The organism is Sphingomonas sp. AP4-R1 (assembly GCF_013113735.1).
Lineage (GTDB): Bacteria > Pseudomonadota > Alphaproteobacteria > Sphingomonadales > Sphingomonadaceae > Sphingomonas_I.
The window spans coordinates 2,965,151-2,977,561 of the sequence record NZ_CP053346.1 but is presented as its reverse complement, the minus strand read 5'-3'; the positions used below and the strand labels follow the sequence as shown (position 1 = coordinate 2,977,561).

11 protein-coding genes are annotated in these 12,411 nt (G+C 69.1%); 6 read left to right on the top strand and 5 right to left on the bottom strand.

From position 1 onward, the window contains the following. Window positions 1-85: 85 nt before the first annotated feature. The gene (gene radC, locus HL653_RS13800) at window positions 86-772 is read right to left on the bottom strand and encodes a DNA repair protein RadC (protein WP_171745025.1); all 687 of its coding nucleotides are present in this window, start codon (window positions 770-772) and stop codon (window positions 86-88) included. A 255-nt stretch (window positions 773-1,027) separates the two neighbouring features. On the opposite strand from radC, the gene HL653_RS13795 reads away from it, so the two are divergent. The 6 genes from HL653_RS13795 to HL653_RS13770 all read left to right on the top strand — a co-directional run bounded on the left by HL653_RS13795 (window position 1,028) and on the right by HL653_RS13770 (window position 4,351). Next, on the top strand, window positions 1,028-1,345 hold the full coding sequence (locus HL653_RS13795) for an AtpZ/AtpI family protein (protein WP_171745024.1): 318 nt from the start codon (window positions 1,028-1,030) through the stop codon (window positions 1,343-1,345). A gap of 36 nt (window positions 1,346-1,381) precedes the next feature. After that, the gene (locus HL653_RS13790; protein WP_171745023.1) at window positions 1,382-2,167 is read left to right on the top strand and encodes a F0F1 ATP synthase subunit A; all 786 of its coding nucleotides are present in this window, start codon (window positions 1,382-1,384) and stop codon (window positions 2,165-2,167) included. 44 nt (window positions 2,168-2,211) lie between these two features. Then, window positions 2,212-2,442 carry a F0F1 ATP synthase subunit C gene (locus tag HL653_RS13785; RefSeq protein ID WP_171745022.1) on the top strand — a complete coding sequence of 77 codons (231 nt, stop codon included), beginning with the start codon at window positions 2,212-2,214 and terminating at the stop codon, window positions 2,440-2,442. Window positions 2,443-2,509: 67 nt separating this feature from the next. Next, on the top strand, window positions 2,510-3,001 hold the full coding sequence (locus HL653_RS13780) for an ATPase (protein WP_171745021.1): 492 nt from the start codon (window positions 2,510-2,512) through the stop codon (window positions 2,999-3,001). 82 nt (window positions 3,002-3,083) lie between these two features. Beyond that, entirely contained in the window at window positions 3,084-3,578 is a 495-nt protein-coding gene (locus tag HL653_RS13775; protein ID WP_253718104.1) for a hypothetical protein, read from the top strand. A 143-nt stretch (window positions 3,579-3,721) separates the two neighbouring features. Beyond that, window positions 3,722-4,351: an RcnB family protein gene (locus HL653_RS13770; RefSeq protein ID WP_171745019.1), complete on the top strand. Its 630-nt coding sequence runs from the start codon at window positions 3,722-3,724 to the stop codon at window positions 4,349-4,351. A 438-nt stretch (window positions 4,352-4,789) separates the two neighbouring features. On the opposite strand, the gene HL653_RS13765 is transcribed toward HL653_RS13770, so the two are convergent. The 4 genes from HL653_RS13765 to addB form a co-directional block, all read right to left on the bottom strand. Further along, window positions 4,790-5,260 carry a DUF1465 family protein gene (locus HL653_RS13765; protein WP_171745018.1) on the bottom strand — a complete coding sequence of 157 codons (471 nt, stop codon included), beginning with the start codon at window positions 5,258-5,260 and terminating at the stop codon, window positions 4,790-4,792. Between the two features lie 145 nt (window positions 5,261-5,405). Further along, on the bottom strand, window positions 5,406-5,726 hold the full coding sequence (gene trxA, locus HL653_RS13760; RefSeq protein ID WP_171745017.1) for a thioredoxin TrxA: 321 nt from the start codon (window positions 5,724-5,726) through the stop codon (window positions 5,406-5,408). A gap of 51 nt (window positions 5,727-5,777) precedes the next feature. Then, the gene (gene addA, locus HL653_RS13755; RefSeq protein WP_171745016.1) at window positions 5,778-9,236 is read right to left on the bottom strand and encodes a double-strand break repair helicase AddA; all 3,459 of its coding nucleotides are present in this window, start codon (window positions 9,234-9,236) and stop codon (window positions 5,778-5,780) included. Continuing rightward, complete coding sequence (gene addB / locus HL653_RS13750) at window positions 9,233-12,286, bottom strand: double-strand break repair protein AddB (RefSeq protein WP_171745015.1); 3,054 nt, start codon at window positions 12,284-12,286, stop codon at window positions 9,233-9,235. Before addB ends, addA begins: the two co-directional genes overlap by 4 nt. Between the last annotated feature and the right edge of the window lie 125 nt (window positions 12,287-12,411).

The following is a 12,411-nucleotide window of genomic DNA, read 5'->3' as shown; positions in this document are numbered from 1 at the left end:
AACGTTTGAAGCCCGTCCTTCGACTTCGCTCAGGACGAACTGAATTGTGTCTGCCTGACCGTCCCGCCCTGCTTTTGGGGACTGTCTACATCAGCCCCATCGAACGCAGGCTGGCGTGGCCCTTGCTGCCCACGATCACATGATCGTGGACGGCGATCCCCAGCGGGCGGCAGGCGGCGATGATTTCGCGGGTCAGCGCGATATCCTGTTTCGAGGGTGACGGATCGCCGCTCGGATGATTGTGGACGAGGATCAGCGCCGAAGCGTGCAGCTCGATCGCCCGGCGCACCACCTCGCGCACATAGATGGCCGCCTGGTCCACCGAGCCTTCCGAAACCAGCTCGTCGCGGATCAGCACGTTCTTCACGTCCAGATGCAGCACGCGCGCGGATTCGGTCGCGCGGTGCGCCATGGCGGCGTGGAGATAATCGGTGAGCGCCTGCCAGCTGCCCAGGATCGGGCGGTCCTTCACCTCGCTCTTCAGCAAGCGGAGCGCCGCCGCCCGCGCGATCAGGATCGCGCCCCTCGCGGCTTCGCTGACGTTCGCGTGCGCCAGCGATTCCGGATCCGCGCTCAGCAACGGGCCGACGCCGCCGAATTCGTCGATCAGGCGCCGCGCGATCGGCTTGGTGTCGATGCGGCGAATGGTGAACGTGAGCAGATATTCGACCAGCTCGTGATCCAGCAGCGCGTCCGGCCCGCCTTCGATCAGGCGGCTGCGGAGGCGGGCGCGGTGGCCGCTCGTATCATGCGCGGGATCGATGTCGCTCATGGACGGGAGGCTAGCGGGCCTTTGGCCGGTTACAACCTGACTCTCTCAATCGACCTTCTGTACGGCCCCTTCTCCCGTTGGGCTGAAGTTGGGTGTGAACCGGGAATTTGGGAGAGGCCGAAGCGGACATTGTCCCCCCAAGGTCAGCGCTTGGTTGACTCAGGAGAACCCCTTTCCTAGAGGGTGCGCGCCTGACGGGAACGCCCGCCGGTGCGGCATGCTTTTCCGATCAGGACGATATGGAGGAGGATGGCCGTGGCGGAGGACGGGACCGGGCAGGATCCGATCGGAGGAGATATCCGGCTTTCGTCGCTGGATCAGCGGCTCAAAGCGGCCGCTCATGCCGAGAAGATCAGGACCGACACAGCACATCGCAAGCCGGGCAAGGGCTACAGCCAGGGCAGCCGTGTGTTGACGGAATTGATCGCGGGTCCGGCAGGCGGTGCGCTCATTGGCTGGCTGTTCGATCGCTGGCTGGGCACGTCGCCCTGGCTCCTGTTGGTGCTGATGGTCCTTGGGATCGCGGTCGCCTTCCGGAATATCATGCGAATTTCGGGCCAGCGCGCGGAGTGATCCGGGCGCTGTTGCCCATAACAGGGGTTGAAGAGAGTGGCCGCTGAGGGCTCCGGCATCGATCCGATGCATCAGTTCAAGGTCGAGCCGCTGTTCGGCGCCGACTGGTCCGTTGCGGGCCACAATATCGCGTTCACGAACAGCGCCCTGTTCATGGTGATCACGCTCGCCGGCCTGTGGCTGTTCATGCTGGGCGGGATGAAGCGTCAGCTCGTCCCCGGCCGCTGGCAGGCCGCCGTCGAGGGCATGACGAGCTTCGTCACGAACATGATGGACGCCAATATCGGGCCGAAGGGTAGGGCATTCACGCCCTACGTCTTCTCGCTCTTCATGTTCATCCTGTTCGCCAACCTGATCGGGCTGATCCCGCTGGGCGTGGTGCCGGGCGTGCATCCGTTCACGGTGACGAGCCACATCACGCTCACCGCGATCCTCGCTTTCTTCAGCTTCGCGATCGTGCTGGTCGTGGGCTTCGCCAAGCACGGCTTCCACTTCTTCTCGCTGTTCGTGCCGCACGGCACGCCCAAGGTGATGATCCCCTTGATCTTCGTGATCGAGCTGGCGAGCTTCCTGGTGCGTCCGTTCAGCCTGGGCCTGCGACTGTTCGTGGCGATGACGGCGGGCCACATCCTGCTAGACGTGTTCGCGAGCTTCGTGGTGCAGGGCCTGAATGCCGGCGGCATCGGCTACGGCGTCAGCATCCTCTCCTTCATCATGATCATCGGCGTGTCCGCGCTGGAGCTGCTGGTTTCGGCGATCCAGGCCTACGTCTTTGCCCTGCTCACGTCGCTGTACCTCAACGACGCGATCAATCTTCACTGATTTCAGTTATTTAACGAACCATAGTTCACAGAAGGGAATATCAAATGGATCTCGCATCTGCCAAGGTCATCGGTGCCGGTCTCGCAGCCATCGGCGTCGGCATGGCCGCGCTGGGCGTGGGCAACGTGTTCGGTTCGTTCCTCGAGGGCGCGCTCCGCAATCCGGGCGCCGCTGACGGCCAGCAGGGCCGCCTGTTCATCGGCTTCGCCGCCGCCGAGCTTCTGGGCCTGATCGCGTTCGTCATCGCGATCCTGATCCTGTTCGTCGTCAAGTAAGGTCTTCGCCGGGGGCACCCCCGGCGAAACTCCTGTCGTCCACCTTTCGTAAGGCCGTTTCCAGCCGATGCCTCAGATAGATCAGATCGCCGAAATCTACGCGTCCCAGCTCTTCTGGCTCGTGATCGTTTTCGCGCTCCTCTATTTCGGGATCGGCAAGGGGATGCTGCCGAAGATCGAGAAGACGATCGAGGATCGCGACGCGCGCATCCAGGGCGATCTCGCCGCGGCGGAAGCCGCGCGGGCCGAGGCCGATGCGGCCGAGGAAGCCTATCTCGCCAAGCTGGCCGAAAGCCGTGCCGCCGCCTTGGCGGAAACGGCCGCCGCCAAGCATAAGGCGACGCTGGATGCCGAAGCCAAGGTGAAGGCGGCCGACGCGGCCGTCCAGGCCAAGGCGGCCGAAGCCGAAGCGGTTCTGGCCGCGCAGCTCGCCGACGCCGCTGCCGGGATCGAAACCGTCGCCACCGAGGCGGCGCAGGAGATCGTGGCGCGCGTGTCCGGCCTGAACGTGGATCGCGCCGAGGCCGCTCGCGCGGTCAAGTCCGCGCTGGCGGCATAAGGATCAGAGAATGGCCGAAGTCGCCGGCACCGAACTCAACGCCACCACGCTCGCCAATCCCGAGACGATCGAACATGGCGAGATGACCGCGCTGGGCCTGCCGCCGGGCGGCTGGGTCGCGCTGTCGATGCTCGTCGTGATCGCGATCATCCTGTGGAAGAAGGTCCCCACCGCGATCGCCGCGTCGCTGGACAAGAAGATTGCGGGCATCCGCACCCAGTTGGACGAGGCCTCCAAGCTGCGCGCCGAAGCGGAAGCGCTGAAGGCCGAATATGCGAAGAAGGCCGCCGCCGCCGCGGGCGAGGCCGCCTCGATCGTCGAGCACGCGCATGCCGAGGCGGCGCTGATCGTCGAGAAGGCGAAGAGCGATGCGGAAACGCTGATCGCACGCCGCAGCAAGATGGCCGAGGACAAGATCGCCGCCGCCGAGCGGGGCGCGATCGCCGAGTTGCGCGCCAAGGCCGCCAACGCCGCCGCCGCCGCCGCCGCGCAGATCATCGGCGAGAAGCTGGATGCGGGCAGCGACAAGGGTCTCGTCGATCGCACGATCGCGGGTCTGGGCCAGCGCGCCAACTGATCTCAGCCCGATCGAGGGCTGACACGAGACTGGCGCCCGCCTCTCACCCGAGAGGCGGGCGCTGTTCGTTTGGGCGCCTGCGCGCGTCTTGCGATCCGGCTGCGGGCGGCCTAGCCCGGTGACGACAGAACAGGGGATCGCCGATGAAGAAGTCGCTCCTTTGGATGGCGGCCATGCTCGTCATCCTCCCCGATATCGCCATGGCCCAGAACGGCCAGCCGCGTCCGCCCCAGCCGGGTGGCGGTGGCGGACGCCCGCCGCAGCAGGGTGCAGGCTCCAGCAGGCCCGGCGGCAGCGGTCAGGGCATGCGCCCGTCACCGGGTCGCCCACCGACGGGACCCGGCGCCGGAAGGCCCGAGCCCGGCAGGCCCGGCGGCCATGTCGGTCGCCCGGATCGCCCCGGCGGTCCCGCAATCCAGCCGCCGCGCCCCGGCCGTCCGGGCGTGACGCCTCTTCCCCATCCCGTTCCCGGACGCCCCGGCGCGGGTCGCCCGCCGGTCCATCGCCCCGGCCTTGGCCGCCCGCCCGGCTTCCGCCCGATACACGGCCGTCCGTTCCGCTACCCCGCCGGCTATCGGTATCGCCGCTGGTCGATCGGGCTGCTCCTGCCCGGCCTGTTCTTCTCCTCGGCTTATTATTTCGACGATTATGCGCCGCTCGGCGTCGGCGCGCCCCCGCCGGGCTATCGCTGGGTGCGCTACGGGCCGGATCTGCTGCTGGTGCAGATCAGCACGCGCCGGATCGTCGACGTTATCTACGGGGCGTTTTACTGAGGCTGGATGCCCAGATCGACATTCCGATAATGTGAAAGACTGAGCTGGCATCATTCCAGCCTGTCATGCTGAACTCGTTTCAGCATCCATGACCCTGACGGGTAGGCCAGGCTCAACGGTCGGGTCATGGACCCTGAACTTGTCTGGTGGGTATCTCGTCAGAACACGTACCCGTCACCCCGGCCCCTTCGACAGGCTCAGGACAGGTTTGCTCCGGGGTCCACTGGGCGACGAGAACAGCGATCCGAGGTATGAGCAGACGGGTGGATGCCGGAACAAGTCCGGCATGACGAAGTCTCTATGTTCGAAGGGACATCAGCCAAACACATTCAGGGTGACGATGTCTCGAAAGCTGCCGTTTCCCATCGCTGAATATCGATCCGCCCAAGCCGCGAGCGCCAGCCCCTTCCCGTCGCCACCGACGGGCACCGACACCGCCTAAAGCGACTGTTCCAGCCTGTGGAGCAGCGACAGCGCCGGGCTCGCCGTTACGGCCGGGGGCGGCATGTCGATGCCCTCGTCCATGCGGCGCACGCGCTGGTAGAGGTCGTCGCCGCTCGCCAGCAGGCGGCGCGCCGTCTGCGGCAGGCGCGCGATCACGGCCGGGTCCAGCGGCGGAGCCTCGCCCAGCCGGCGATTTTCGGAGGTGCCGGCGCCCACGGGCAGCTCGCCTGCATGCACGGCCTTTCGCATCAGCAGCCAGCCGATCACCTGCATCAGGCGGGTGGTGCCCTTCAGCGCTTCGCACGCAAATTCCACGCGCAGCTTGGGGGGCAGCGCCTCGCGCTCCTCGGCCCCCGCATCGTCGAAATAACCGCGCGTCTCGTCGGCCAGAAGCATCGCTTCCGTATAGAGCGCGTCCACCAGCCGCGCGGCGAGTGTGGTGCCCCCGAAGGCCGTGTTGTTCATCGTCCGAATCGCTCCCCGCAGCGATCATGCCACAGACGAGAGCGCGGGGTGTTACCGAACGAGGTGAATAGAGAAATGGTCCGCGCCCGCGCGGCACGACAGCGGCGAAACAGCGTGAATGCCGTTTCGCCGCGCCCGTAACGAATTAGATCGACTGTTCGAGCCAGCCCTTGAGCGCGCTCTTGGGGGCGGCGCCCACCTTGGTCGCGGCCGGGGCACCGTCCTTGAACAGGATCATCGTCGGAATGCCGCGCACGCCATATTTGCCGGGCGTTTCGGGATTCTCGTCGATGTTGATCTTGGTGATGGTCACCTTTTCGCCCAGCTCGTCGGACAGCTCTTCCAGCGCCGGGCCGATCATCCGGCACGGCCCGCACCACTCGGCCCAGAAATCGACCAGCACCGGGCCGTCCGCCTTCAGCACGTCGCTTTCAAAGGACGTGTCGGTGATCTTCTTGGTCGCCATCTTGTATGCTCCTGTGAGTTGGACCGGATGTAGGCAGGGCGGGCCGCTCCCTCAACTCTTTGCGCCAAGCTTTTGCTGCGCCCCTGCATAGTCCGGCTTGTGCCGCGCCAACAGGTCGGGCGCGAGCGGAAACAGGCGCGGCCCCGCCGTATACAGCAAGGCCGCCTCGATCGTGCGCCCCGGAAAGATGCGGGCGAGCGCGTCCACATAAGCGGACATCTGGCGCAGATGCATCACCGGCGCCTCCTCCGCGCTCGGGGGAATGGCGCGGCCGGTCTTGTAATCCAGCAGCAGCACGCGATCGTCGGTCACCAGCAGGCGATCGACCGTGCCCGCCACCACATGGCCACTTTCCAGCACCGCCGCGATCGGCGCCTCGGCCAGCGCCTCGGGCGAGAAGATCTCGGCCAGCGCCGGATCGGCGAGGATGCGGCAGGCATCGGTCGCCAGCGTGCGCGCGGCCTCCGCATCGGTGACGCCCCCCGCCCCCGTCAGCCAGCGTTCGGCGGCGGCGAGGCGCTGGTCGGGCGCGAGCGCCGGCAGACGCTCGAACAGGGCATGAAGCAGGCGCCCACGTTCGGCGGCCGCGCGCATCGCCGGGCTCGGCGGCGGGCTGGCGGCGAGATCGTCGCCCAGAGACGACGGCGCGAGCGGGCGCGGCGGCAGCGCCTCGAGCGGCGCGGGGCGCTTCGCCCAATGCGGGAGCGGCGACGGCGCGCGTTCGGGCCGCGCCACCCGCTCGGCGCGAACCGGCGCCACGGCGGGCCGATCGCCGCGATAATGGCGCGCATGCGCCCAGAGCGGATCGTCGACCGGCTCGGCGCCCAGCCCCTCCATCGCGCGCTCGATCGCCGCATACCAGCTTTCGGCGGGCGGCACGCCGCGCGCCGCCGGCCCCAGCGCGCCGCCGATCACCAGATGCTCCTCGGCACGGGTGACGGCCACATACAGCAGGCGCCAATGCTCCTCGCGCTCGCGCCGCTCGATCTCGGCGATGCGATCCTCCAGCGGCCCGATCCGCTCGGCCTTGCGCGGGCGCACGATCGGCACGGGCGCGCTCTCCTCCTCGATCGCCCAGTTCACGTCGCGCGCGGGCTGGCGCGCGGGGTCGCCGGTCGCGTCCGCCAGGATCACCAGCGGCGCCTGCAGCCCCTTGGCGCCATGCACCGTCATCACGCGCACCGCATCCAGCGGGGCGGAGGGATCGCGCGTCACCTCCACCTCGCCCCGATCGAACCAGTCGAGGAAGCGCTGCAGCGTCGGCGTCGCCTCGCTCTCGAACAGCATCGCCGCGTTCAGCAATTCCTCGATCGGGTCGCGCGCCTCGTCGCCCAGCCGCGACAGCAGCTTGCGCCGCCCGTCGAGCGCGCCCGTCAGGATCGTTTCGAGAAACGCATAAGGCGTGGTGAAATCGGTCAGGCGCAGCAGCTCGCGCAGATGTTCGGTCGCGGCGGCTTGATCGGGGTGGCGCTGGAGCGCGGCCCACAGGCTCCCCTCGCGCCGGAAACCGACCGCGTAGAGATCGTCCTGCGACAGGCCGAACAAAGGCGAGACGAGCAGGCTGGCGAGGCTGAGATCGTCGCCCGGCTGCAGCACGAAGCGGATCGCCGCCATCAGATCGCGCACCGCCAGCGGCGCATCCAGCCGCAGCCGATCGACACCCGCCACCGGCACGCTTTCCGCATGCAGCCGCGCCACGATCAGCGAGGCGAGTTCGCCCCGACGGCGGACGAGGATCAAGATATCCTCCGGCCGCAGCGCCCGCCCCTTGCCGGGCAGCCAGAGCGGCTGCGCCAGCCATTCGCTCACCTGCTGCGCCAGCCGCTGGGCGAAGCCGCGCGTGGCATCGTCCAGCCAGCTCTCGTCGCCCTCATCCTCGCCCGCATCGCCGCCCGCCACCGACATCGGCGCGAGCAGGGTGACGGTGCCGAGCTTGCCGTCTTTGGCGCTCTGGTGCGGCTCCAGTTCGTCGGCCAGTCCCAGCGCATCCTTGCCGAGATCGGCATTCAGCCGATCGACCAGAGCGAGAATGGGAGGCGTCGAACGGAAGGAGCGATCGAGCGAGAGGCGATCGAGCTGCCGGTCCCCCTCCTCGATCCGCCGTCCGAAAAAGGCGCGCGCGGCCGCGAAGGCCTGCGGATCGGTGCCCTGAAAGCCGAAGATCGCCTGCTTGAAATCGCCGACCGAGAAGATCGTGCGGTGGAGGCGCTCGCGCTCCGCCTCGTCCGGATCGACGGTGAAGAAATCGTCCGCCAGCGCGCGCACGATGCGCCACTGGGCGACATTGGTATCCTGCCCCTCGTCGATCAGCAAATGATCGACGCGGCGGTCCAGCTTGAAGCGGATCCAGTCGCCCACGCCGGGCTCTTCCAGCAGATCCAGCACCAGCCGGATCAGATCGTCGAAATCCACCGCCCCCGCCGCGCGCTTCGCCCGCTCATAGGCGGCGGCATAGGATTGCCCCGCGCGCAGCCCGGCCGCCAGCAAGGCGGCCAGCTCGGCACCGCGCCTCTGCTCCAGCAGCATGCCGATCGCCTCGGCGAGGGACTCGCAATTGTCGCCATGCGCCGGATCGCAATCGAGCAATTTCTGCGAATGGGCATAAGGCGCGCCCGCAGCGGTGACGGCGATACGGAGCAGATCGCCCAGCATTCCCGCCCGCGCCCCGGCATCGGCCTCGAGGAACGCCCCGGCCACGGCCGCGCGCTCCAGCCCCGTCTTCGTGCCCCACGCGGCATAGGCATCGCCGATCGCGCGCAGGAGACTGCTGTCGAACGTATCATCGTCCAGATAGCCGACGATGCGCGCCTCGATATCGCCCAGCCAGATGCCGAGCCCGGTGCGGATGCGCGGCTCCAGCCCTTCGCGGCTGCCCAGCTCCGCCATCGCGCGGGGCGATCGCGCACACAGGCGCAGATAGCGCTCGGCCGCCTGCTCGCCGAGGCGCCGGCTCAGCACCTGCACGTCGCGCACCAGCCCCAGATCGCCGCCGCTCTCGGCATCCGCCAGCAGTCGCGCCAGAGTCTCGCGTGCCAACGCCGCCTCGGCCCGCCCGTCGAGCGGCTTGAAGCCCGGCGCCAGCCCCGCCTCGGTCGGGAAGGAGGCGAGCAAGGTCTGCGAGAAAGCGTGGATCGTCTGGATGCGGAGCCCGCCGCCCGGCGCATCCAGCACGCGCGCGAACAGGCGGCGTGCCTTGCGGATCGCTTCGGCATCGTTCGGCTCGCCCAGCGCGAACAATTCCTTTTCCAGCTTCTTCTCGTCCAGCCGCACCCAGCTGGCCAAGCGGGACTGGATGCGCTCCGCCATCTCGGCCGCGCCCGCCTTGGTGAAGGTGAGGCACAGGATCGAGGACGGCCGCGCGCCGGAGAGCAACAGGCGCAGCACCCGCGCCGTCAGCACATGCGTCTTGCCCGTGCCGGCCGAGGCGGACAGCCACACCTGCCGCTTCGGATCGGAAGCATCGGCCTGCGCGCCGGCCAGGCGGCGGAGCGGCTCTATCCGCGCGCTCATGCCTCGCTCCTCCGCGCGACGCGGCCATACCATTCGTCGAGCCGCATCAACTGGTCATAATCCCCGTACGGCGCATATTCGGGATGGAGCTTGGCCACGAACGGCTCCCCGCCCGTCAGCCAGCGCCGCACCGCCTCGCCCAGCACCTCTTCGGCGCGGTGCGCGAACTCCTCGGGCGCGATCCCCTCGCCTTTCTTGTTCAGCCCCACCGGGCTGTCGCGATAACCGAGCGTCGATCCCTTCGCCGCCAGCGACCAATATTCGAAGATGCCCGGCACGCCCGTCACATCCGGAAAGCCGCCCTTCTGCGCGATCAGCCCGAGCAGGCCGAGCTGCATCGAATAGCCCTCGATCACAGCTTTCTTCGAGGGCGGCTTGCCCGTCTTGTAGTCGACGATGGCGAGATGCCCTTCCCGATCGCGATCGATCCGGTCGGCCGTGCCCTCCAGCGTGATGCCCTGCACGTCGATGCGGCCCTTGATCTCGGCTCTGACGGGCACGCGTCCCGCGACGAGATCGTCGCCCGTCGTCTCGGCGATCCAGTCGATCGCCTCCATCAGGCGCGGGCTCCACAAGGCGCGCAGCACCGGATGCGCTGCGGCCTCCGCCAGCAGTTTTTCCGCACGCGCCCTGAGGAGAGCCGGATCGCATTGATCCTGCTTCAGCCATTCCTCCAGGATTGCGTGGACCGCATTGCCGCGCCACGCCGGTGTCGGATCGGCATCCACCGCGTCCATCGCGCGCAGCTTCAGCATCGCATCGGCATAGAAAGCGAAGGGATCCGCCTTGAGCCGGTCGAGCTTGGTGACGGCGATCCGGCGCGGCCGATCCGCGACCGGCGGGACGGGCGCGGGCTGCTCGGCGGGCGCATAGAGCGCAGGCTTGTCGAGCGCGTCGCCCCAGCGGGCCAGCGCATGGGCGCGCGGCAGGCGCCCGGTCATCGCGTCCAGCCGCAGCCAGAAGCGCGAGGCGATGGCGGGCGCGCGCGCATCGCGGCGGGATCGCGTCAGCAGCACTTCGGGCGCGCCGAGCGCGGCGGCGAACTCCTCAGCCTCCGCGCCGATGCGCCGCTCCAGCCCCGGCAGGCCGAGCGCGCGGCGGATCGCGGGCGCCAGCCACGGATCGGGCGACGGAAGTGACGGCCAAACGCCCTCGTTGAGCCCGCCCAGCACCATCAGGTCGGCGCGCTGCAGGCGGGCGTCGATCAGGCCCCAGATGAACAGACGCGGATGCCCGCCCTGCGGCGGCCGCACCGCCACCTGCTCCAGCGCGGCGCGGAGCAGCGCCGGGAAGGTCGCCACCTCGATCTTCTGCGGCCCCTCATGCGCGCCCTCTTCCAATCCCGCCACCAGATCGGCGGCGGCGCGCCCGGCGGGGCGGCTCCACGCGGCATCCTCCGCCAGCGCGGTGGCGGCCTCGCGCACCAACGCCATCAGCCCCGCGAGCGTGGGACGCGCAGGCCGGGAGAAGGGCGCGAGCAGAGGCTCGATCCGCTTCCAGGCCTCGAATGCTTCAGCCTTCTCGCGCTCAGCCCAATCCCGACTCCCGTTTGCCCTGAGCTTGTCGAAGGGCTGTCCTTCCCCTTGCCCGTCGTCAGAAGAAGGACGGGGCTTCGACAGGCTCAGCCCGAACGGTTCTTGAGAGTTGCCCGTGGGCGAAAGAAATCGGGTGATGCCCTCCAGCCCTGGCCCCGGCCTCGGCCCCCGCAGCGCCCGATCCAGCGCACGCACGCCCTCCAGCCACGGCGCGCGATCCGTCGCCATCACCAGCGGATGCTTGAGCAGGGCCAGCAGCGGCACCGGCGCGAAATCGGCCGCCACCGCCTCGGCGATCGCCAGCAGCAACGTGCCCGGCGCCATCAGCGCGAGCGGCCGCCCGGCGCTGTCGTCCGCGTCGATCCCCCAGCGCTTCAGATGCTGGACAACGCGGACCGCCAGCGCGCGATCGGGCGTCACCAGCGCCGCCGTCCGCCCCGGCACCTCCAGCGCCTCGCGCAGCGCCAGCGCGATCGCCTGCGCCTCGGCCGCCGGATGAGCCAGCTCCACCGAACGCACGTTGGAGAGACGACGCTGGTGCGGCTTCAGAATCTGCCATTTGTCGGTAAAGGCGGCGGGCGTCATCGCATGGCCGATCGCGACGGTGCGCACCGAGCGCGCGCCCTCCGCTCCGGCCGGGCGCCACAGCCGCACCTCCTCGCGCGCCACGCCGATCCGGTCGAGCAGGCGCGACAGGCCGAATTGCGGATGCGTCTCGATCCCGTCGACGCCCTCGGCGCCGCGCAGCGCCTCCCATTCCGCGTCGGGCATCGCGCGATCGAGCCCAGCCAGCACGACCAGCCCCTTCTCCATCCGCGAAATGGTCCGCAGCAGATCTCCCACCGCCGGGCCCGCCGCGCTGACGCCCGCCGCCACCACGAAGCCCTCGGGCGGCGTCACCCGCCACCGCGCCGCCGTCGCCGCGATCAGCCGGTTGCGCCGGTCCGCCAGATCGATCCGCCCGCGCCGCTTCAGTTCCTCCGGCCAGCGATCCAGCACCACGGAGAGCGCGGTCAGGCTCGCCTGCCAGTGCGCGGCCAGTTCGTCGGGCACCGCCTCGCGCAGCGCGCCCGGATCGATCCCCTCGACGATCAGCTGATCCAGCGTGCGCCCCAGATCGGCGGCGAAGCGCATCGCCTCGCCCGCATCCACCTCTTCGCCGGCGCTCGCCCGCGCCGCCTCGATCAGGCGGGCGAGGATCAGCTGGCGCGCGACTGGATCGATCGCGGGCGGGATGAACGGCGCCTCCACCGTCTCCAGCGCCGCGCCGATCGCCTCATCCAGCGCCGGATCACCGATCGAAACCAGCCTGGGCAGCAGCAGCGCTCCACCGCTCGCCCGCACGAACGCGTCGCGGATCGCACGGCGGGCGCGGTTGTTGGGCAGCAGCACCACGCCACGGGCCAGCCCCAGCGGCTCCTTGCCGAACCGCGCGAGCAGCCCGGCCGCCAGAGCATCGGCGAAGGCGCGATGCGGGGGGATCGTATAGATGCGGGGGTGGACGGTGTCGGACACGCGACGGGCGTAGCGGAGTTTGGGACGAGCGGGGAAGCGCCGATTTGTCCGCTCCGCATACCTCGGCTACGGCCCGGCCGCCTCTGTCCACCGGAACCCAGCTTGCGCCGATTCTTTCTTTTGTC